Annotated in this window: 19 protein-coding genes; 8 read left to right on the forward strand and 11 right to left on the reverse strand. The window is 57.0% G+C overall.

Translation table 11 applies throughout. From position 1 onward, the window contains the following. Nucleotides 1–25: 25 nt before the first annotated feature. The 6 genes from B5D61_RS01790 to B5D61_RS01815 form a co-directional block, all read right to left on the reverse strand. Nucleotides 26–3463: an immunoglobulin domain-containing protein gene (locus B5D61_RS01790; protein ID WP_078811577.1), complete on the reverse strand. Its 3438-nt coding sequence runs from the start codon at nucleotides 3461–3463 to the stop codon at nucleotides 26–28. A 71-nt stretch (nucleotides 3464–3534) separates the two neighbouring features. Then, nucleotides 3535–4707 (reverse strand): serine hydrolase domain-containing protein, encoded by a 1173-nt coding sequence (locus B5D61_RS01795; protein WP_078811578.1) that lies wholly within the window; start codon nucleotides 4705–4707, stop codon nucleotides 3535–3537. A 2-nt stretch (nucleotides 4708–4709) separates the two neighbouring features. Beyond that, nucleotides 4710–5189, reverse strand: coding sequence for a TPR end-of-group domain-containing protein (locus tag B5D61_RS01800; RefSeq protein ID WP_078811579.1), 480 nt, complete (start codon nucleotides 5187–5189; stop codon nucleotides 4710–4712). A 35-nt stretch (nucleotides 5190–5224) separates the two neighbouring features. Further along, nucleotides 5225–5383 (reverse strand): DUF2256 domain-containing protein, encoded by a 159-nt coding sequence (locus B5D61_RS27040; protein WP_176159168.1) that lies wholly within the window; start codon nucleotides 5381–5383, stop codon nucleotides 5225–5227. Between the two features lie 21 nt (nucleotides 5384–5404). Continuing rightward, nucleotides 5405–5785 (reverse strand): sodium-independent anion transporter, encoded by a 381-nt coding sequence (locus B5D61_RS26745; protein WP_245846434.1) that lies wholly within the window; start codon nucleotides 5783–5785, stop codon nucleotides 5405–5407. Further along, complete coding sequence (locus B5D61_RS01815) at nucleotides 5698–7269, reverse strand: SulP family inorganic anion transporter (RefSeq protein ID WP_078811581.1); 1572 nt, start codon at nucleotides 7267–7269, stop codon at nucleotides 5698–5700. Before B5D61_RS01815 ends, B5D61_RS26745 begins: the two co-directional genes overlap by 88 nt. Before the next feature lie 141 nt (nucleotides 7270–7410). On the opposite strand from B5D61_RS01815, the gene holA reads away from it, so the two are divergent. Next, on the forward strand, nucleotides 7411–8547 hold the full coding sequence (gene holA / locus B5D61_RS01820; RefSeq protein WP_176159169.1) for a DNA polymerase III subunit delta: 1137 nt from the start codon (nucleotides 7411–7413) through the stop codon (nucleotides 8545–8547). Nucleotides 8548–8551: 4 nt separating this feature from the next. On the opposite strand, the gene B5D61_RS01825 is transcribed toward holA, so the two are convergent. Together B5D61_RS01825 and B5D61_RS01830 are read right to left on the reverse strand one after the other, a co-directional pair. Beyond that, nucleotides 8552–9853 carry a hemolysin family protein gene (locus tag B5D61_RS01825; RefSeq protein ID WP_078811583.1) on the reverse strand — a complete coding sequence of 434 codons (1302 nt, stop codon included), beginning with the start codon at nucleotides 9851–9853 and terminating at the stop codon, nucleotides 8552–8554. A gap of 98 nt (nucleotides 9854–9951) precedes the next feature. Continuing rightward, complete coding sequence (locus B5D61_RS01830; protein WP_078811584.1) at nucleotides 9952–10650, reverse strand: 7-carboxy-7-deazaguanine synthase QueE; 699 nt, start codon at nucleotides 10648–10650, stop codon at nucleotides 9952–9954. Between the two features lie 94 nt (nucleotides 10651–10744). Between B5D61_RS01830 and B5D61_RS01835 the strand changes: the two genes are divergently transcribed. From B5D61_RS01835 to B5D61_RS01860, 6 genes are all read left to right on the forward strand, one after another. After that, complete coding sequence (locus B5D61_RS01835; protein ID WP_078811585.1) at nucleotides 10745–11239, forward strand: NlpC/P60 family protein; 495 nt, start codon at nucleotides 10745–10747, stop codon at nucleotides 11237–11239. A gap of 594 nt (nucleotides 11240–11833) precedes the next feature. Next, the gene (locus B5D61_RS01840; RefSeq protein ID WP_139373002.1) at nucleotides 11834–13240 is read left to right on the forward strand and encodes an efflux RND transporter periplasmic adaptor subunit; all 1407 of its coding nucleotides are present in this window, start codon (nucleotides 11834–11836) and stop codon (nucleotides 13238–13240) included. 8 nt (nucleotides 13241–13248) lie between these two features. Next, on the forward strand, nucleotides 13249–13920 hold the full coding sequence (locus B5D61_RS01845; RefSeq protein WP_245846424.1) for an ABC transporter ATP-binding protein: 672 nt from the start codon (nucleotides 13249–13251) through the stop codon (nucleotides 13918–13920). Nucleotides 13921–13958: 38 nt separating this feature from the next. Further along, nucleotides 13959–15065, forward strand: a complete 1107-nt coding sequence (locus tag B5D61_RS01850) for an ABC transporter permease (protein WP_281251737.1) — start codon at nucleotides 13959–13961, stop codon at nucleotides 15063–15065. 3 nt (nucleotides 15066–15068) lie between these two features. Continuing rightward, a complete protein-coding gene (locus B5D61_RS01855; protein WP_078811589.1) occupies nucleotides 15069–16220 on the forward strand; it encodes an ABC transporter permease in 1152 nt (383 codons plus the stop codon). A 75-nt stretch (nucleotides 16221–16295) separates the two neighbouring features. Next, the gene (locus tag B5D61_RS01860) at nucleotides 16296–16835 is read left to right on the forward strand and encodes a hypothetical protein (protein ID WP_078811590.1); all 540 of its coding nucleotides are present in this window, start codon (nucleotides 16296–16298) and stop codon (nucleotides 16833–16835) included. Between the two features lie 81 nt (nucleotides 16836–16916). Here the strand turns inward: B5D61_RS01860 and B5D61_RS01865 are convergent, their stop codons facing one another. From B5D61_RS01865 to B5D61_RS01875, 3 genes are all read right to left on the reverse strand, one after another. After that, entirely contained in the window at nucleotides 16917–18581 is a 1665-nt protein-coding gene (locus B5D61_RS01865) for an ABC1 kinase family protein (protein WP_176159170.1), read from the reverse strand. Between the two features lie 170 nt (nucleotides 18582–18751). Further along, nucleotides 18752–19102 carry a hypothetical protein gene (locus tag B5D61_RS01870; protein ID WP_217698873.1) on the reverse strand — a complete coding sequence of 117 codons (351 nt, stop codon included), beginning with the start codon at nucleotides 19100–19102 and terminating at the stop codon, nucleotides 18752–18754. Nucleotides 19103–19247: 145 nt separating this feature from the next. After that, entirely contained in the window at nucleotides 19248–20111 is an 864-nt protein-coding gene (locus B5D61_RS01875; RefSeq protein WP_078811592.1) for a helix-turn-helix transcriptional regulator, read from the reverse strand. A 90-nt stretch (nucleotides 20112–20201) separates the two neighbouring features. Here B5D61_RS01875 and B5D61_RS01880 point away from each other — a divergent pair, with 90 nt between their 5' ends. After that, nucleotides 20202–21650, forward strand: a complete 1449-nt coding sequence (locus B5D61_RS01880) for an FAD-dependent oxidoreductase (RefSeq protein ID WP_078811593.1) — start codon at nucleotides 20202–20204, stop codon at nucleotides 21648–21650. The last annotated feature ends 4 nt before the right edge of the window (nucleotides 21651–21654 follow it).

A 21654-nucleotide genomic window follows, 5' to 3' on the forward strand; every position in this document is an offset into this window, starting at 1 on the left:
TGAGCTCATGTTAGGGACTCAGCGCTCAGTTGGGCGAGCTGACTTCAATATAACCTTTCGACTGCCAGTCTGCGCTGATTCGCTGGATGGTCTGGTCTAAGGTTTCATGGTTCTGGCAGGAGATGAAAGTGTCGGCTGCATCCAGTGCGGCTTTCAGGGTTATGGATTCGATCACCTGATCGCTGCCTTCCAAGCTGAGGCGCTGATGACTGCCCGTGAGGGTTTTAGGCGCGAAAATCGAACTCGTTTTCGTGAGGTTATTCACGCTGCTTGCGCCTTGCAGCCAGAGGCAGGACCGGGAATCTGGTAGGGTATCGGCCATCTCGCTGAACACGGTCTGGGTTCCGGCGGAGGTGATGGCAAACCCAAGCTCCAGTGGCTGCACTTCAAAAAGGTTCAGGCGGCCTTCTTTGCGGGTAAGGATAAAGACGGCTTTCGGGGACTCGCCACGACGGTCCACCAGCAAGAAACCTGCAAGTGTCACGCGTTGCGGAGTCTCTTGCTGGTGCATGAGGCCCGTGCCTGTCATTTTATAGATCAGCACTCCAGATTCGAGAACCTGCAGAGAGGCGGAAGCTGTCCCCGCTTTGTCGCCCTTTTTAGCCAAGACGCTGTAGCGCCCCGATTGGGCCTGTGTGACGTTAGGCAGATTTAACGTGCTGTAGATAGCGCCCGAGAGAGGCTTGCCATTGTAGGACCACTGGTAGGTCACATCTTCGCCTTCGACCAACGCACTGAAGCTGGCGGTTTCACCAGAGGGGAGGGTCTGATCCACGGGGTGGAGACTGAATTCCAGTTCAGTGCCGATTTGCACCCAGGCGGTCTGAGAGAGCGTGGCTCCATGGGCATTTTTCACCACACAATCATAGCGGCCTTCATCGCTTTTTTGGGTTGCAGAGATAGTTAGGTTGGCTTGGGTGGCCTTAGGCAGGGCCGTGCCATTCTTGCGCCACTGATAAGTCAGGGCTTCGCCTGTGGCGACGACGCTCAAGTTCAAGTTGGCATCGGGTTCGATCGTTTGATTCTGAGGTTGGCTGGTGATGACAGGGCCGCTGCCAATGACTTCGACTCGCACAGGCTTCGACCAGATCAGATTCGAGTCACCATCTTCGATCTGCACTCTGTATTCACCTGCCGACTCAGCATTGGCGGTGATGACTAAACGTTCACTGCTGCCTCCTACGATCGGGAAGTGATACCAATACCAGCGATAGATCAAGGGCTCTGGACCGGTTGCTTTGACGGAGAGGACGAAGTCATCCCCCTCACGCACTTTACCCCCGACCGGTTGTTGGAGAATGGCCAGGTCCGAATAAACGCGCAGTTCTGACTGTTCAGAGATGGCTGTGTCATAGCGGCTTTTGACCACCACATCATAGACGCCCTGATCCATCGCTTTGAGTTTGGTCAGCTTGAGAGCAGGGCCAGTCGCCTTGGGTATATCCCGCCCGTCTTTGCGCCATTGATAGGTGAGATCGGTGCCTTCGGCTGTGACTGACAGAGTCACCGTGCTACCGATTTTAGCCGATTGATCTTCGGGGTGGCTAACAATCGCAGGGTCTTTAAACGTGAGCACAGCCTCTCCTGATGTCACACTGCCGCCATCGGTGGTCACAATGACATCGTAGATGCCTTCATCCAGTTTATTGGGCGCGCTCAGGGTGTAGGTAGCACCCGTAGCATCGGGGATGTCTTCACTATTTTTACGCCATTGATAAGTCGGAGCAGTCGTGCTTTTCACCGCGACGGAAAGGGTGTGAGGCACATGAGGTTCGAGCTCATGATCAATGGGGTCTTGAGTGATTTCAGGCAGATCAAAACCGATGCCATAAGCGAGGTGTGCATTGGCATCGTTGTAGTCAGGATGAGGCACCCAATCCGTTTCTGGAACGTTCGTTTTTGGAATCAGCGAATTGCGACTGGCGATCGTGCGTACTGTGTCGGTGCCGTAATGAACAGGACGGTCATAGTGCGGCCCTGCATACTCGATGCGTTTGAGCGGATCTTCGAGCAGCGTTGCATGTGCCGTTTGCTCCACGTCAGGGTATTGAACGGCATCATAACCGTAAATGAGGGCTCTTCCGCCGGGGAGGCGCTGGCTGGAGGTGCGTGGATCCAACGCATTCAATGGCGAGCTTAACGTAGTGTAAGACCACTCGTAAGTGCGGCCTCGGATCGACTTCCTCAATGGATCGTCTTGATAGACGTAGGCACCCATATCGTTGCGGCGTCCAAGGACGCCATCTCGGTGAAAGCCCCACCAGCGCGGAGCTTGCACAGCAGGATGGTTATAAAGGCTACCCGTGGGAGTGAGGTAGTTAACCTGGTAAGATCCGGTGGTCACCAAGTCGGGAGGTGGTGCTTGGCCATTAGGAAGGCGGAATTGGACGGTCTGAATCGGCAGTGCATTGATCCAATCGTGAGTATCGTAGATCCGGATGGTGATGAGACCGGATGAAAAGGACAACAAGCTATCTCGATGGGCGGTGAAAAAACTGGAGGCCAAATCTAAATTGTTTCGCCGATATGTGGGAATGGATGGATTGCGTATGTCATACGACGCGTCTTGAGGCTGGAATCCCAAAGTGTCTAGCCCTCTCCCGATGAAGATTTTTTGCGCGGGGGAAAAGCCGCCTATCTCAAGCGTGCCAGCCGTTTGAAAGATCTTTTTTTGGGTTTTCAAGACCACTGAGCTGCCACTGTTCCAGAAAACGTTTCTGTTATTGACCACAACGCTATTGAGGTCGGCTTGAGAAATGACGAACGTTAAGTCGTAATTCAAATCAGGATTCGTGCTGGGTGGGGTGTGGAGGTCCAGATAAAGTAAGGCCTGAAGTCGTTTTTCAGTCACAGCCAGCGGTGTGTCTAGATCCAAGGTCCAGTTCCAGTTTTTCCAGTCATAACCAGGATGCAGACGATAATAACGGGCATAGTTGGATGAGCCCGCGGATGTTGGGATGCCAATCGTCCCATAACGGCCCGCCCAATTGGGTTGGCTCAGAGGTGGAAAGTTGGAGTAATACCGCTCTTTGATCATGCCTGGAGCGGGTGTGAAACCATCGGGCTGTGGGGTGCCATTCCTCCAATGAATCGCGTCAACGTTAGTTAGATTAGCCTCGGTGGTAAAACCATAGGCATAACTGTGGGCGATGTAGAAACCGCTGAGATTTTCTTCGCGCACTTTCAGGGCCGTTCGCCCCCCGCTGACGATTGGAGTCGTCGCAGTGGCATAACTCTCAAGTTCGCTGTCGCTGATCTCTGGAAATTTGTAATCACGCTGCTCTCCCTCAGAGTCTGGGATCGGAATGCGCCAGCTATATCGATCGGGCTGGCCATCAGCGGTGCAAATGAAATGCAAACCCACTTGGCTGATGGTGAAACGTGGGGCCTCATCTGCATGGAGATGTGCCGATGCGAGCGTGAGGGAAAAAAGGAGAAACGTGAGGCGTGGGGGAAAAGCCATTTAATGGGATTGTCTATCATGGCTAATCCAGATGATCAATCCTCGGGCAGCCCGCGTGTGTGTATTTTTCGTCACATCCCATACAGGCTCTCCACCATGCCCAGTACCTTGGGACCGGGGAGCGCACCGACTTCCATCTGGTTCATGACGTAGGCGAGGGAGATGCCGTTTTCAGGATCAGCAAAGGCGAGGCAGCCGCCTGCGCCGGGGTGACCGTAGGCGGTGAGGCTGGGGCCGTAGTGCTGGCGCATTTTGCCGCCGTCGGTGCGGGGATCGGGGTCCAGTGGGTCCTGCATGACACCGGCGGCGAAGGCGATGGGCGTGATCAATACGCTGTCGTCTTCCTGCGAGAGAGTGTGGCTGAACTGACGCAGGATGGATTCGGAGACGTAACGGACGCCGTTCCAGGTGCCGCCTTGGGCCAGCATGGCGTAGAATTTACCCAGGCCCCGGGCACTGCCTACGCCGCCCATGCTGGCGTAACCGTGGGACCAGAAGGAAGATTGGTTATACTCGCTGACGGCATTGACGCCTAGCGGGCTGGTGAAGGTGCGCTGAGTAAGACTGCCTGAGGTGTTGAAGGCTTTTAGGAAAGGCTGATCACTATTGGCGATGCTGAGCTTCCCCGGATACATCGGGGAGACACGCTCCCATTGGGCGCTGGGCAGGCCGATCCAGAAGTCCAGACCGAGCGGGCTGCCGAGGGTTTCGCGGAAGTATTCGCCCAGGGAGTCCACTCCGGTGATGCGGCGGACGACTTCGTCCATGAGGAAACCAAAGGTGCGGGCGTGGTAGCCCTGGCGAGTGCCGGGTTCCCAGAGCGGCACTTGTTTTTCCAGCGCGGCGATGACTTCCTCGTAATTGAAGATGGGCACCCGCTCATCGAGGGCGCAGAGCCCGGCCGTGTGAGAGAGCAGGTGCGCGAAGTGCATGGTGGATTTTCCCCCGCCGACGAACTCGGGCCAGACCTCGGCCACGGGGCAGTCCAGCGGCAGATTCGCCTCTTCCAGTGCCATGAGACAGCAGAGGGCAGCAGGGGCCTTCGTGGCGGAGAAAACCGGGGCAAGCGTCTCCGCATCCCAGGGGCGGGTGCACTGCCGGTCACACCAGCCGTGGGAAAGGGATAGCACCTCCACGCCATGCTGCCAGATGGACACCGACGCCCCGAGCTCTCCACGGCTGCGGAAATTTTCCTCAAACCAGGAGGTGACGGCTTGGTGAGCGGTGAGAGAGATCGAGGGCATCGTTAGGTGATTTCCAGTCGGGGGCGGAGGCGGTCTAAGTCGGGGTCTTTGCGAGCATGTCGGCGCAGGCTGCCATCCATTTCAAAGGATTGTTTGAGCAGGGGCAGGGCCTTGTCGTCCTCCCCCAGGCAGGCAAGGTAGCAGCCTTTGTTATAATAATAGACGGGCTTGGTGCGTAGTGCGGCGGGACCACGGTCCAGCAGGTCCAGCGCCTCGGCGGTGCGGCCCATCTCATGCAGGCAGTAGGCGGCGTGAATGAAGCCGCCCGGCTCGCCCGGCTCCAGGGTGCACAGCTTGCGGGTCATGGCCAGGGCTTCCTGCCAGCGTTGGTCCTTCATGAGGCAAAGCAGGAGCAGCTCGATGACGTCCACGCGGTCGGCCGCTGAGGCGGGGAGTTTGCTGAGCTCAACCTGGGCTTCTTCATGGAGTTCGAGTTCCACATAGCCTTGGGCGGCCAAGATGCGTCTTTCCAGGTCGTTCATGCGATGATTCGTTATGGAATATACGGTGCTCGGAGTCAACTCGGCCTGTGGGAGCTCTTCGCATGGCGTCGGCAGGCGTCGCTACAGTAGCGAACCTCATTCCAGTTCTTGGCCCATTTTTTTCGCCAGGCAAAGGGGCGGTTACAAATCGGGCACATTTTTGAGGGGAGATGCTCTTTGCGGATGCCGTTCATGCCGGGAGAATTCGCCTGACATTACGCCTCCTTCTTCTTTGTGGGATCGAAGAAGATTTTCACGTCGGCCTCGGTGGTGCCGAGGAGTTGCTGCGCCCGTTTGAGAGCATTGCGGGTGGCCACGTTCGGGTTGCTGGGGCTGGCCAGGAAGAGGTTGTCCTTGCCAATGACCTCAACCATCCCGGAGTCCCGCAGCACCCGGTAGATGTCCTTCATGACGCCGCTGATGAGGAGGTCACGGCCATCTGCACGCAGGGCTCTCACCAGATCCTCCAGGGCCATGACGGAGGTGGCGTCCATGTGGCGGGCATTTTTCAGGCGCAGGATGATGATGCGCAGGTTGGGGTCGGCGCAGGCCTGCTGGACCTGGGTGCGGAAGAGCTCCGCCGCACCAAAGAACAACTCGCCCTCGACATGAACGATGGAGACGGCGGGGTTTTGCCGCACGCCTGGCTGGCTTCGGCCAGATGACCTTCCTGGTTGAACTCATACTCCACGAGGCTGGGGCGGCTGGCCTTGCGCAGGTAGAGCATGAGGGAAACCCCGACGCCGGTGAAGATGGCCACATGCAAGGGCACCATCAAGGTGGCGGCGAGGGTGAGCAGGAAAGTGAACGCATCTGACCCCGTGGCTTGGAGGCAGATGAGGATGTGTCGTTTCTGGATGATGGAGACCACCACGCAGATGATGAGCATGGCCAGGGCGGCACGCGGCAGGTAGGCCACGGCGCTGCCGAGCGTGAGGGCTCCGACGAGGCAGACGCTGCCATTAATCATCGCCGCCACCGGAGTGCGGGCACCGCTGGAGAAGTTCAGCACGCTGCGGGTCAGCGAGCAGGAGCAGGGCATACCGCTGAGGTAGGCACAGCTCAGATTGGCCATGCCGAGGCCAAACATGTCCTGGTTAGCATCCACCCGCAGGCCTTTGAGACCCGCCAGCATCTTACTCATGGAGGAGCACTCCAGGGTAGCGAGGAAGGCCAGGGCCACCGCGAGGCCAAACAGGCGGCTGAAGTCCGAGAGGAAACGCTGCGAGGTAAAATCGGGAAAGGGGGGCAGCAGGTCCAGCCAGGTAAATTGTGCATCCTGAAAGGTCGGCACATGCAGGTTCAGGGATTTCATGCCCAGCCCGGCCACGGAGGCGCCGACCAGGGCCAGCACGAGGCTCGGCCAGGTGGGACGGAACTTGCGCACGCCCCAGTAGATGGCGGCGGTGAGGAGGGCGATGGTCAGGCTCTCCCAGTGGCATTGGTCGAGCCGTTTTAAGAGCTGCCAGACGATACCGGGAAAGGTGCGTGGCTGGAAGACCTGCCCATCCTCGGTTTCCACCCGTGAGGAGATTCCCAGGACATTCCCAGATTGATTGGCCATGATGAGCAGGGCCGCCCCGGTGACATAGGCCACCATGACTGCACGGCTGATGTATTGCGCCAGTTCCGCCACCTTGAGAAAAGAACCGATAAGCAGCAGCGTGCCGACCATGAAGACCAGGAGCGGCATCATCCCCACCCGATCCAGGTGTGCGTCCGCCGCGAAGTAGGAGAAAATCATGAAGGCCGTAGCATTCGAGGGCCCCAGCACCGTGAATCGGGAATTGATGAACAACGCCCCAATGATGCCCCCGACCGCGGAGCAGGTGGTGCCAAACTGCAACGGCAGACCTGCAATGGCGGCGTAGGCCATGCTCTGCGGGATATCCAGCAAGGCCACAGAGGTGCCGGCCTTGAGGTCTGATTTGAACCGCTTCGGCGTGTAAGTACTCCACCAGCGTCGGATGGGCAGGGGGTCCAACCCCGTATCTGCCAGATTTTCTTTCAGCCAAGAACGCCCTTGCCGTGACAGATTGCGAGCAATCTGCCACCAGGAGGGTGTGGTTGGTCCGGACATCGGGCTTACTTTAACGTGGGAGTTGGAAGATGGAAGTGGCTGGTTCCATCTTATTCGTTATTGATGAGGAATCTGCGGCCGTTTCTGATGTTGCCGCAGGTTTTTCTTGGTCTTTCCTTTTCCATCTGTCTGTTTTCGTCCATGCCACCTCCGAAGAAAGCTGCCGCCACCGACTCCGGCCCGATTCATGTCATCCTGGGCACGGATGATGCCCGGGTGAAAGAGGCCGCCATGAAAACGGTGCAGCGCCTCACGCCCCCTGGGGCGGATGAATTCGCCAATGAGATCATCGAGGGCAATGCCGACAACGCGGAGCACGCCGGGCAGATCTGCTCCAATGTCATCCTCGCTCTCCAGACCATGCCCTTCTTTGGTGGAGCCAAAGTGGTGTGGCTGAAGGGGGCGAATTTCCTCGGTGATACGCAGACCGGCAAAGCCCAGGCGGCGGTGCAGGGCTTTGAGAACCTGCTGGATGTGCTGGAAGGAGGCCTCGGCCCCGATGTGAAATTTGTCCTGAGTGCCAACAGCATCGACAAGCGACGTAACAGCTACAAGCGCCTCGGCAAGCTGGCGGCCATCGAAGTCTTTGATAAACCCGATACCAGCAAAGCCGGCTGGGAGGGAGCCGTGCTGGCTCAGGCCTCCCAAAAAGCCAAACAACTGGGGTTGACCTTCGAAAGCGGCGCCTTGGATCTCCTCGTGCAGATGGCCGGGGATGACACCCGTCAGCTGGAGAATGAAATCGAGAAGATCGACCTCTACCTCGGCGAGCGCCGCCGCTGCGGCATCAATACCGTTCGCGGCTTGGTTTCCTTGAGCCGAGCCGGGGTGGTGTGGGAGATCGGTAATGCCATCGGCGTGCGTGATCTCCAGCGTGCACTGGAGCTTCTCGGGGTGCTGCTTTACCAGGGGCAAAACGCCATCGGTATTTTACTCGGAGCCATTGTCCCCCGTGTGCGCAGCCTGCTCGTCGTCAAAGAGCTAGCCACGAAGCACAAGATCAATCGGGCCAGCTACAGCGGCTTCACCTCCAGTCTGGACGCCCTGCCCCCCAGTGCGACGGCGCATCTGCCCCGGAAAAAAGACGGTACGGGCTTCAATGCCTATCCGCTCTTTCTGGCGCTGAATGAAGCGGGTAAGTTCACCCTGGATGAGCTGCATGCCGCCCTGGAAGCCTGCCTGGAAGCCAACGTCAAACTGGTGACGACCCAGCTCGACTCGAAAGTGGTGCTGGAGCGCTTGTTGGTGGGGATGTTGTCTCCGCGGGTAACTCGTTAACCCTCTAGGTGGAGGGGGGACAGATGCGCACCTTGTCAATGCGATGGCGGTCCATGTCAGCCACTTCGATTTTGAAGTCGAGCCAGTCGAAGTGTTCACCCTCCGCAGGGACATGGCCGAGCATGTGCATGACGAAGCCGGCCAGCGTGCGGTAGTCATCGTCATCGAAGGTGGGTGAGAGAGGCACTCCGGTGAGCTTAGCCACATCTTCCATCTCCGCTTGGCCATCCACCAGCCAAGAGCCGTCATCGAGGCGCCGCCCTCCAGGGGCGGTCTCCATGGGATCATCGGGCATGGTGCCCAGGATGGCTTCCATCATGTCATTGAGGGTGATGAGGCCCTGCATGGCTCCGAATTCATCGATGACCAGGGCCTGGTGGCGGTTGTGTTTACGGAACTGTTCGATGACCCTGGCCGCAGGCATGGACTCCGGCACGAAGAGAGGGGTCATGAGGAGAGGACGGAGATCGGTGATCATGCCGGATTCACTCTGCTTCCACAGCGTCTTCACTGAGATCATGCCCAGCACATCGTCACGCGTGCCTTGATAGACCGGGAAGTAGGAGTGCCCGCCTTCCACCATCCGTCGCCGGATTTCCTCAGGACTATCGGCGAGGTTGATCCAGACGATCTGGGGCTTCGGCGTCATGAGATCCGCCGCCGTCAGATCATCCAGTTCCAAGACACTCTCCAGCATCTCCCGTTCGTGGCTCTTGAGCGCTCCGGCACGGTGGCCTTGAATGATGGAGGCGCGCACTTCATCCTCAGACATCACCTCCGCCGCGCCGGGGTTCACGCCGAACAGCCGAACTAGCGCATCACTGGAAAAGTCCAGCAACCTCACGATGGGGGAGGCCAGGGTTGAGAGCTTAGTCATCGGCCCGGCCAGGGTGGACGCCCACCGTTCCGGCGCATGAATGGCCAGGCGCTTCGGCAGTAGCTCACCCACCACCACGCTCAGGAAGGTGATGATGGAAACGACGATGACCATGCTGACCGAGGAAGCCCACTGACCTAGCCACGGCACGGCGGAGACCCAGGGCTCCAACTCGCGTGCCAAGCCGGCTCCACTGGCGGCACCTGCAATGATGCCGACCAGCGTGATGCCCACCTGCACCGTGGAAAGGAAGACGCCGGGATCGGTCTGCAGCTCGATGGCTCTCTGCGCACTTTTCTGTCCCTGCTGCACCAGCATCTCCAGCCGCGGACGTCGGGCGGAAATCAGCGCCGTCTCCGCCATGGCAAAGACGCCATTGAGCAGGAGCAAGCCCATGAGGATGATGAGTTCCGTCAAGATAGAGGACATAGGGAAGCCACCATGGGCGTGACACGGGCACTAAGCAAAGGAAGAGACGCGAAGGCTCTTTCGAGCCGTGGAGGTGGCCGCCTGAAGGAGGCGTTTTTTCAGGTGCCGCGTTTGTTACCAAACAGCTCGATGTGCAGCCGCGGGCTGAGGCGGTAGCCATGACTCAGGCAGGCGGCCACCAGCAGGGAGTAACGGCTGCGCATGGCCTCCATGCTGGTGCCTTCCGGCATAAGCAGGACTTTCTCCGGTGGCACAGGGAGGCCGATGGAGTCGATGACCGTTTGCGCTTCCTGAAGATCCGCTTCGGAAGAAATCACGAATTTCAGCTGATAGTCCGGTGCATGCTCCAACCAGGCTTTCAACACAGCGGGCTGGAGTCGGGTTTGTTCGTGGCGTTGCACCCAGGCGGCACCGGCTTTCTCGACACTGGGGGTGGAGTTGGCCAGTTTCGGGCTGATGGAGGCCAGATCCACGGGGATACCCTCCGGCAGGATGGTGCCTGCGGTCTCGATGGTGATGTGCTTCCCGGCTTGGTGAAAGGCGGCTAACAGCTCGTGGATGCCTTTGGCGATGAGCGGCTCTCCTCCGGTGACCACGACATGGCGGGCGGGATGGCGCAGCACTTCCGCCATGATTTCAGCCGTCGGCATCTCAGGGCCCTCCGGCTTCCATGAGGCATAAGGCGTGTCACACCAGGTGCAGCGTAAATTACAGCCGGAGGTGCGCACGAAAACGGACGGCACGCCGGTGAGGGAGCCTTCGCCTTGCACGGAATAAAAAATCTCAGAGATCCGCATGTTTCTCCCCACCATAGCGCGGAGCGGGAGCGATACAATGCTTGCGAGAAAGCTCTCCCTGAGGATAGCATGGGGGATGCCCCCCAGCCTATGCATGCGCCTCCTCGCCGTCGCCGGATGTTTCGTCCTGGCCAGTTGCGGCTCCAGTCCCAAGACCTGGGATTATGAGTATTCACGGGGAAAAACGGCCGTGCTGGTCGGCGGAAAAGCCGTGCCGCCTGCCGGGCTCCCGCCTCAAGTGATGCGTGCCATCAGTGCCGGCAATCGCATCGCCGGTAAGCCCTATAAGTTTGGCGGAGGGCACCGCTCCTTTGAGGATACGGGTTACGATTGCTCCGGCACGGTGTCTTATGTCCTTCACTCGGCTGGTTTGCTCGATACCCCCGGCACCTCCAGCAGCCTGCGGAGCTTTGGCAAACCCGGCCCGGGCAAGCACATCACCGTCTTCTCCAAGGATGGACACGCCTTCATCATCGTAGCGGGCATGCGCCTGGATACCGGTTACAACGGTGAGCGCAAAGGCCCGCGCTGGTCCTCCCGGTCACGACCCTCGAAAGGTTATGTCATGCGGCACCCTGCGGGGTTGTGAAAAGAAGATTGCAGGAGATGCCGCAAGTTAAGACTGGGCGATTTTTTTGACATTTTTAAGCTGTAGCGTAAGTTATACTTACGTCATGCATCGGTTGCTGTCTGCCATCCTGTTGTTGTGCTTCGGAGCTTTAGCTTCGCTGCAAGCAGCTCCTTTGCAGCGATGCTTGGTGCAAAACCAAATTGTGCTCAGCGGTGCAGAGTCATGCGGTCCCAGAGTGGCTTCGTGCTGCCGTCAATGCCACTCAGATCGTGAAGGACGAGAGCTTGATAAGCATTGCTGCACAGACGTCAGTAAACTTTCAAAATCCACAGCCCCTGCTGTGTTTGAGAGACTGCCAGAGCCCGTCTTTACGGTGGTCATCTCATTCTTCTTCAGTGAAGTTAGTCTGCCCGTATTACAGGATGGAGTGGGAGATGCAAACGGGGTTTCGTCCTCAGAGAGGATACCGCCGATACTCGTGAGGCGTCAGGCATTGTTGAGAGTGTGGACGGTTTGATACCTGCGAAAAGCCTTTCGCTATGACCTAACGGGTCATCCATGTCCGTGTCTTGAGAGACGGACTTCTTATCAAACTTTTATCTTTCATGATTCGTGTCCTCACCTTCTTTGGACTTCCTGTCCCCTCCTGAGTCTCATGTTGAGTCTCATCCACGTCGGATGCCCGCCTGGGTGCTGCCGGCGAGCATCTTTGTGGGCTTTGCCCTGTTTTTTGCAGTCCTTTTTCAGGACCGCCTTTTACCCGCTGCCCATGTGAAGATCGCTCCCGTGCTTGTCACTGAAGAAGCGGCCACCACCAAGAGCGGTCATGCAATCGCTCAGCCTGCCGAGGCGGTACTATTTCAGGCCAGTGGTTGGATCGAGCCTGATCCTTACCCGATCAAAGTGACGGCTCTCACGGACGGCGTCATTGCTACCGTGGAAGTGCTCGAAGGTCAGGATGTAGAAAAAGATCAGTTGCTGGTTTCTCTGGTTGATGAAGATGCACGCTTAGTGCTCTCCGCTGCGGAGAGACGGCACACTTTGTTAACCTCCGCTCGAGAGGTTCATTTGGCGGCGGTGGATACCATGAAGCAAAAGCGTCAAGTGACGGTGCAAGAAGTGGCCGCGGCTCAGGCCATGGCCGCAGACGCTGAAGATCAACTGGCACGCTTGGATCGAGTGGTGAAAACGAGTGCCATTTCACAATCCGATTATGTCTCTGGGCGCTTTCGACTTGAGAGGGAAAAATCGCTTCATCTAGCTGCGAAAGCTAAAGAAGCAGAAGCCGCAGCTGAAGTGCGACGTATGGAATTGGAAACACAGTCTAAAAACGATGAGATTGCCCTCGCGGCTGTGGCTGTGGATCAAGCGAAGTTAGCACTTCGGCGGACGCAGGTGAGAGCTCCTGTAAAGGGGCGTGTTCTGCGTCTGATGGCTGCTCCTGGAGATAAAAAAATGCTCGGAATGGACCATCCGGATAGCTCAACCGTGTGCATTCTTTATGAACCGGAAAAATTACAGGCACGCGTGGATGTGCCGTTATCAGACGCTGCGCATCTGCGAGTGGGGCAAAAGGCCCGCATTCACACAAGCATGCTGAGTAATGTGGTCTTTGAAGGAGAAGTCTTGCGCATCAATGGAGAAGCAGATCTTCAGCGGAACACGCTGCAAGCTAAAGTCCATATCAAAGCGCCGGCTGATCAGTTAAGACCGGAGATGCTGTGCCGGGTGGAGTTTCTAACAGAAGGGAAACCGCTCAGCGGAGAGGCAACCTCTCTTCCGGGTGCTTCATCGGCACTCTCACTCTGGGTGCCTGCCGATGCACTGCATGGAGATCAAGTATGGGTTTGTGACCCTGAAACACGAAAGATCACCGCAAGGACTGTGACTCGTTCGGGGCAATTTCGTGACGGTTATCAAAGCATCACTGAAGGGCTCCTCGCTGGGGAGTGGGTTGTGCTTTCTCGAGGCGACTGGCGTGATGGCCAACGCGTGAACCCTCAACCTATCAAGCCATGAATGAACTTATGATCCGATGCCAAGGCATCTCGAAAAGCTATCAGAAAGGTAAGACGGTTGTGACCCCCCTTGAGAAGTTGAGCTTTTCCGTGGCGAAGGGAGAGTTTTTGGCCCTGATGGGACCGTCGGGCTCAGGTAAAACCACACTCTTGAATTTACTGTCGGGTATTGATTCCCCGAGCGAGGGTTCTCTGATCATCGCAGAAACGGAGTTGATGGGGCTTTCTCGTCGCGACCTCACACGCTGGCGGGCTAAAAACGTGGGCTACATTTTCCAGCTCTACCATCTTGTCCCCGTTCTGACCGCTTTCGAAAATGTGGAGTTGCCATTGCTGTTGTCGCAGCTCTCTAAAAAAGAGCGTCATGCGCGGGTGCGTGCTGTGCTAGAGCTCGTCGGTCTCGGGGATAGGCTTCATCATCTTCCCTCCGAGCTTTCAGGGGGGCAGGAGCAGCGCGTGGCCATTGCACGTGCGTTGGTGGGGGATCCTCCGCTCCTCGTGGCTGATGAACCCACAGGGGATTTGGATAAAGAATCTGCGAACCGTATTTTAGGGTTGTTAGGCAGATTGTCCCGTGAACACGGGAAGACCATTGTCATGGTGACTCATGATCCGCGTGCTGCTGAGGCAGCCAACCGAACTCTCCATTTGGAAAAAGGGCAGCTCTGCACCACAGTATGAGACCTTTCTTCAACTTACTTCATTTGGCGGGTAAACAGATGGTTAGGCATCGTGTTCGCTCTGTTTTTACGATTCTGGGGGTTGCTTCGGGCATGTTTCTGTTCACTGCGGTTGAGACGCTGCAGCGTTCTTTAGCTCAAGCGACTCAAACGACGGCTGCCGATACGGTCCTCGTGGTTTATCGACAAAATCGTTTTTGCCCGGCGACTAGTCGGCTACCAGAGTATTACGCCAACGAAATACGAGGTATCTCTGGGGTGCGAGAGGTGATCCCGGTCCAAATCGTGGTCAACAACTGTGGAGCATCTTTGGACGTTATCACCTTCCGAGGTGTCCCTGAGGCGTTGCTCCTCTCTTTTGCGCCCGAAATTCAACTCATCACAGGGAGTCTCGATGACTGGGCAAAACGTGATGATGGGGCATTACTGGGAGAAGTTTTTGCTGCTAGGCGTGGTCTCAAGGCGGGTGATAAATTTGATGCAGCCGGGGTGACGATCACGGTGGCTGGGGTAATTCGCTCACCGTTTGTTCAGGATAATAACGTGGCTTACGTCAAATTGCCGTTCTTACAGCAGGCCAGTCGAGCGGGACTCGGCGTGGTGACTCAATTCAATGTTCGTGTGCATCATGCGGATGATCTGACGGGAGTCGCACAAGCGATTGATGACCGTTTTAAGTCGGATGAGCAGCCTACCGATACGAGACCTGAAAAAGCATTTTTTGCAGAGACGGCCTCTGAACTCATCGAGCTTATTCGCTTTACACGTTGGTTGGGATTTGGGGCAGTCTTGGCTGTTGCAGCACTTGTGGCCAATGCACTTCTGCTGATTGTGAGAGGACGGGTCAAAGAGAATGCGGTTTTACGCACTCTTGGTTACCCTGGTCGGGCGATCGGCTGCTTGGTCGTAAGCGAGGGCGGGTTATTGGGACTCGTCGGCGGTGTGTTAGGGGTCGGCGTCGCTATCGTCTTTCTCCGCTGGCAGAGCTTTACCTTCGGCAATGAAGGTCAGACTCTAGCCGTGCGTCCCGATGGGAGCGTGGCTCTGATCGGCATTTCAGCGGCGCTTGTCCTGGGACTCTTGGCGTCATTCTGGCCAGCTTGGCAGACGATGACCCAGTCCATTGTGAAAAACCTTCGTTCTTGACCCATGCTACCTTTTACTTATGCCGTGCGGAATCTTTTCCGCTCGAAGATGCGGTTGCTACAAACTGTAGGAGGGAGCTTTCTGGTCGTGTTACTGGTGATGACGGCGGTTTCGATCAATGAGGGCATGACACGTATGCTCTCAGCTTCGGGGTCAGTCCATAACGTGATCTTAGTGGGCACAGGATCGGAAGAAAGTATTCAGAGGAGTGAGGTGCCTGAAAAGAGTGCAGGGATCGCTGGAGCCGTGATCTCAGGCATTTCTGAGGAACTCGGTGTCCGGGCCGTTTCGAGTGAAATTCAGCACATGAGTTATGTCACTGTTACCGGTAACAACCGTGCACAGGCACTTTTGCGAGGGGTGACGCCTGTCTCTTTCCGCACCCATCCAGAAGTGAGGCTTTTATCCGGAGGATTTCCCGCTTCAGGGCAGGTCATGGTGGGACGGTTGGCATGGCGAAAGCTCAATGTTCCCAGCCACAATCTTGAACCAGGCCAGACCCTAGAGATTGATGATCTGAAATTCTCAATCAGCGGTGTCTTTGCTGCCCCGGGGACAGTCATGGAGTCTGAGATCTGGATGCCATTGAGTGATCTGCGAGTATTGGCAAAGCGTGACTCCCTCTCGTGTGTCGTTTTGCGGCTTGAGGATCCTGAGGACTTCAGTGAGGCCGAGTTGTTCACTAAGCAGAGATTGGATCTCGAACTGAACGCCTTACGAGAGAGTGAATACTATGCCCATATCACAGCTTTTTTTCGCCCTGTGCGAGGCATGATTTGGGTCACTGTCATTCTCATTGCTGTGGGAGCTGTTTTTGGTGGGGTGAATACCCTTTATGCGGCCTTCGCTTCGCGAGTTCGTGAGATGGCCACACTTCAAGCCATCGGATTTGGTCGAACCACTTTGTTATTCTCGCTGATTCAGGAAAGTCTTCTGGCTTGCCTGACAGGAACGCTGTTGGCCTCCTTCATTGCCTTATTCTTGTTGGAGGGGAAGACCGTTCCATTCTCTATCGGGGCCGTGGTTTTGGAGGTGAGCCCTCTGGTGAGTTTCGTGGGAATATTGACCGGGTTCTTGTTGGGAGTTCTCGGGGCCCTTCCTCCCGCCATTCGCTGTCTGAAGCCCTTACTGGGAACGGCTTTAAGATCCTCCTGATCAGGCCTAACAAAATAAATTTGACCCATCATTCCAACTCCATCGAACCAACACCTAAACTAACCCCTAAATACTATGATTCCTTTTAAACTGATCTTCATCGCCAGTCTCGTGGGCAGCTCTGTTCTTCTGAGCTCATGCGGTAAAAACAAACCATCGAATGCAGCCGTAGCTCCAACAAGTCCTGCCTTGGAGGCCGTCTTCTCAACGACCCCGAGTCAACAAGCCGAAGCGATTCATCAAGCACGCTTGACGGCAAAGCCAGGGGATTCACTGACCTTGAAAGGGCGTATCATGGGGAATTTAAAACCTTTTGTTGAAGGACGTGCAGCTTTTATTCTTGGAGATCCTGACAAGATCACACCTTGCAATAAAAACCCTGACGATGGCTGCCCGACTCCTTGGGATGCCTGCTGCGATACCTCTGAAGTCATCAAAGTAGGAACGGCAACCATTCAAGTGGTAGACGCTCAAGGTAAAGTACTCAAAGAACCGCTCGAAAATGTCCATGGTCTCAAACCCCTCAGCAGCGTCGTCGTAAGCGGGATCGTGGCTCCGGGATCTAATCCTGAGCTTTTGGTTTTAAACGCTCAGTCGATTCAAATCCTTGAATAGGGATGTGTTGTGAAGCTGTGCCGCCTGACTCGGCGCAGTCCCTGCATGAGGGGCTGGGGAGTTGAAGTCTGAGGCTCTCGATCAATCCTTCGAGTCAATATTCCCCGATTTCCGGATCGCGCGCATCAGTCTCCAGCCCAGATAAACGCTGACCATGTAGCCAAGCGCACCGAAGATGGAGATTCCCCACAGAAGCGGTGGGGCGGCGCTGCTCCAAAGCTGGCTGGAGCCTAGGAAGATGGCGGCGGTGAGCACACCGAACACGAGGCGGTTGATGATCGGGTCCAGGTGCCGATGATCTAGATGCACCGTGAGGGTACCATCGCGGAAGCGCGACATCAGGTCCGCCAGATCCCGCGGCAGCACGGTGATGAGGCGATCCCAATCTCGATACGTGCGGCGGGCGCGGCGCATCATGCGAGACGGGGAAAAGCGCCGTAGGATCATGCGCTGACAGAAGGGTTGGATGAGCTCGGCCAGACTGATATCAGGACTGAAGCGCCGACTCGTGCCTTCCAGCACGATGATGGTTTTCAGCAGCACCGCCAGCGGAGGCGGGAGGGTAATGTGATAACGCCGGATGATCTCAATGAGGGAGGTCAATGCATGCCCCACATTGATGTCGCGGAGCGGATGGCCGATGAAGTCCGCCATGAACTCGTCCAGATCCGAGCGCAGGCGTTCACGGTTGAAGTCTGGCGGCACGGCCCCTAACCGCAGCACTTGTTCCGTGACTTGAGTGGAGTCATTTTCGACAATGGCCAGCAGCAGCGCCTCCACCTCATCCCGCAGTTCGTCATCGATGCGCCCCACTTGACCGCAATCAATGACGCCGACGATGCATCCCGGCAGTAGCATCAGGTTTCCTGGGTGCGGATCGGCATGATAGAAACCATCCCGAAAGACCATTTCTAGATACATGTTCGCCCCGCGTCGTGCGAACTCGGCCAAGTTTTCTCCCGAGGCACGCAGGCCCTCGATATCCGTGCCGGAGATGCCTTCCAGCCGCTCCATGGTGATGATCTGATGCGAGCAGAGATCTCCATACACTTGGGGAATGCGCACCTCGGGTTCATCCTCAAAGTTGCGCGTGAACTCCTCGATGTTTCGCTTCTCATACGTGAAGTCCATCTCCCGCAGCAGGGCTTTACGAAACTGACGCACGATGGCGACTGGCTGATACGGGCGTAGGCTCGGGGAATGCTTTTCCAGCAACTCCGCCATGGCTTGGACGATCTCCAGATCCGTGGTGCTCTTGGCCTCGATGCCGCCACGCCGGACCTTGACCACAACACGCTCACCCGTATGCAGACGAGCCGCATACACCTGAGCGATCGAAGCCGCTGCAAGAGGCACCTCATCGAACTCGCCAAACAATTCTTCAACCGGCTGTCCCAAATCCGCGAGGATGATCGCCCGAGCGATCTCCACCGGCTCAGCGGGCACATTCGCTTGCAGCTCGGCCAGTTCCGCCGCCATCTGCGCACCGACGAGGTCGGGGCGGGTACTGAGCATCTGTCCGAGCTTGATGAACGTGGTGCCCAACTCCGTGAGAGCCAGGCGCACCCGTGCGGGTGTGGTCAGATCGGATAAGACCTGGCCATCAGCACTGAGCAGGCGCTTGTTCAGCCACGGGTAATCGAAGCCGCCAAACAGATCGGCCAGCCCATACTTGCCCAGCACAGCCGCGATTTCCCCCAGCCTTTTCGCATGGCGTTCCAGTCGGGCGAGCGGTTCGATCTTCATGCCCATACTTTAGCCAGATGGAGAAACTTCCAAGTGCCTTCGTGTGGAAGCACTCAGGTCCTGGGGAGACAGCGTTGTGACGTTGAGGCCATGCACAAAATTTCACCCCGGCTTGCCATGAAGCGAAGCCGGGGTGAAGGGGGGCGATGTGATCGGCGCGGTAAGGCGGATTATTCGATGATCTTCACCGCGATAGGCTTCAGTTTTTTGCCTTTGTTTTCGACCTGGACTTCCAGCTTCTGGCCTTCTTTTAAGGCATCGAAGGCTACTTTTTCAGAGCCTTTGGTGATCTCAGTCGTCTTCTTCAGGTAGAGTTCCAGGATCTTGCCATCATCGGTTTTGACATAGATCTCCTCTTCTTCAGGATCGACTTTGTGAGCGGTGCCTTGGTAGGTGCCGGTATCGACAAGGTCTGTTTTTTCGATCTCGACCTTGCCGCCTTCTTTCTTGTCATCGGCAAGAGCAGAGGTGGTGGTCATCAAGGCAAAGGCCAGCAGGCAGGAATACAGCAGATGTTTCATGGTAAGAAGGTAGATGTGGGTTTGAGTCAGCCACACAACGAGGGACTCCCGAAAGCAGGAGATCGACTCAGCCGGTGGTGAAGGGTATCGCGCCTTTGATCCAACGTGGTTTTATCAAATGTCCCCGAGAGGGGAACTCAGTGGATTACCAAGTCGAGTTATTGCGCGTTCGCTGTCTCCCAGGCGTCTCCCCCGTGACTCGGCGGTAACAACGAATGAAATAATTGGCATCTCGAAAACCGCAGGCGTGGGCGATGTCGGTGATGTTCAGAGAGGGATCCGCCATGAGGGAGCGCGCGCGGCGTAGGCGGGCATGCAGAAGGTGATCTTGAAACGAGCGCTCGCTGAATTCGTGAAAGAGACGGGAGACGTGATTGGGATGGATGTGGAGAAAATCGGCGACTTCTTGACGCCCCAAAGGCTGATGCAGGTGATCCTCCAAAAACTGACAGGCGGCCTGCCAGGTGAAATGGCCTTTGCGCGTGGCCTGCTTGGTGATGTCAGTCCGGCTGGCGATGTCAGCGCTCTTGAGCAAGAGCAACTCCACCAGACGTCGTGCAGCCAAATCCTCTGGGGGTGCAGAGTCACGGTGATAAAGGGCTTCGAAAAAGTGATGCCCGTCCGAATCGAGAACAGTGCTGTCGTGATGAGCTTGGAGGAAGCGATGACGACCTCGAGATTGCTTGGCTAAGAGCAGCCTCGTCATGGAGGGGGTGAAGACAAGGCCTAACGCTAAGTAACGCGAGGGGCGATGCGGTTCCATGTGAGCTCCGGGCGCGGCAACGATGGCATCCCCACGCTTGAGCGTAATGATCTGGCGCTTCTGCTGCCTGAGCACGGTGTATTGGCCGGTGCCAGCCAGACAGAGAGAGAAGCGTGGGCTTTCATGAGCGGGGAAGCCGCTGCGACTCTCAACGGCGAGGTACACACGGGTGGGCCAACCGCGATTCAGCAATCGCTGAATCCACTTCGGCCACTCGGAGGGGGAGGTGGCGGGTTGGTATGCCATGTTACAATCGTGCTATTTTTGTGCGGATGTTCCGGTCGAAATGTTGTCTGGGGTTACGATTCTTTCAAACAACCGTTTCTCAATCCTGCCATGAGTTCTTCCAAATCCCCGTTTTCGCGTCGTCATTTCCTACGTGCTGCCTTGGCGGGTCCAGGTTTGCTGCCTGCCGCAGCCTGGACGTCTGCCAGTGGTGCTGAGGAGGCGGCGGCTGCCGCTGAGGCGCCTCTTTTCGATGAACCGGGGCGTCAGGTGCCGCTGGTGCAGGATGCGGATGTGATCGTCTGTGGTGCCGGCCCTGCGGGAGTGGCCGCCGCGATCTCAGCTGCACGTGCAGGGGCCAAGGTGCGGTTGTTTGAAGCCAATGGCTGTCTCGGTGGGGTGTGGACTGCAGGGTTGCTGACGTGGATCTTTGACTTCGATAAACCCGGCTTCACACGGGAGCTGAATCGTCTGCTGGAGGAGCGTGGTGCGCGGCGTGGCACGAGTGCCAGCAAGTTTGTGTATGAGCCGGATGAGATGAAACTGCTGCTGGAGGATCTCTGCGCGGAGGCCGGCGTCAGCTTCCGGCTACACACGCGTCTGGTGGCGGCTTATCGGGAAGGGCGGCAACTGACCACCATCATCACAGAGTCGCGCTCGGGGCGCGAGGCCTGGCGGGCTCCGGTATTCATTGATACCACAGGCGATGGTGTCCTGGGGAACTTGGCCGGGTGCAGTTGGGATCTGGGCGAGATGGGGCAGGATAAAGCCCCGCAATGCCTTTGCCAGCCGCTAACCATGAATGCTCTCGCGGTGGTGAGTGATGTGACGCAGATGCAGTCCTACATCTCCTTTTATGAAGGGGATCTCAACTGGCATGTGAAAGCCACGGAGAACTTCAAAGCGGAGATAAAGCGTGCCGGATTGGACCCCTCCTACGGCATGCCGACGATCTTTCACGTGCGCGATAACATCGTGCTACTCATGCTGAACCATGAGTATGGCGTGAGACCGGACGATGCCGATGCCATGACGGCGGCTACGGTGCGTGCACGCAAGGAAGTCTTCGACATTGTGCGTGCACTGCGGAAGCTCGGCGGTGTGTGGGAGGGCTTGCAAGTGGTTGCCACGGCAGAGCAAATCGGCGTGCGCGATGGTCGGCGTATTCATGGCCGGTATACCGTGACCAGAGAGGATCTGATGAGCAGTGCCCGGCATGAGGATGCGGTGGCTCGGGTGACCTTCGGGGTTGATATCCATGCCCGCACGAAGAAGGCCAATGATGAGCTGACGATCGAGCGTGGGGGTGTGAAAAAGTTCACGCCTTATGACATCCCTCTGCGGGCACTCATCGCTAAGGATGTGGATGGTCTCATGATGGCAGGCCGCTGCATCAGTGGTGACTTTGTGGCACATGCCAGTTATCGAGTGACAGGCAATGCTGTGGCGATGGGCGAGGCCGCAGGTGTAGCGGCGGCGATCGCCGCAACGACGAAACGTCAACCCCATGAGGTGCCCTGGGAAGAATGCCGCAAGATGCTGGTGCAAGTTGCACGGTAAAGAT

This window comes from Prosthecobacter debontii (genome assembly GCF_900167535.1).
Classification (GTDB): Bacteria; Verrucomicrobiota; Verrucomicrobiia; order Verrucomicrobiales; family Verrucomicrobiaceae; genus Prosthecobacter; species Prosthecobacter debontii.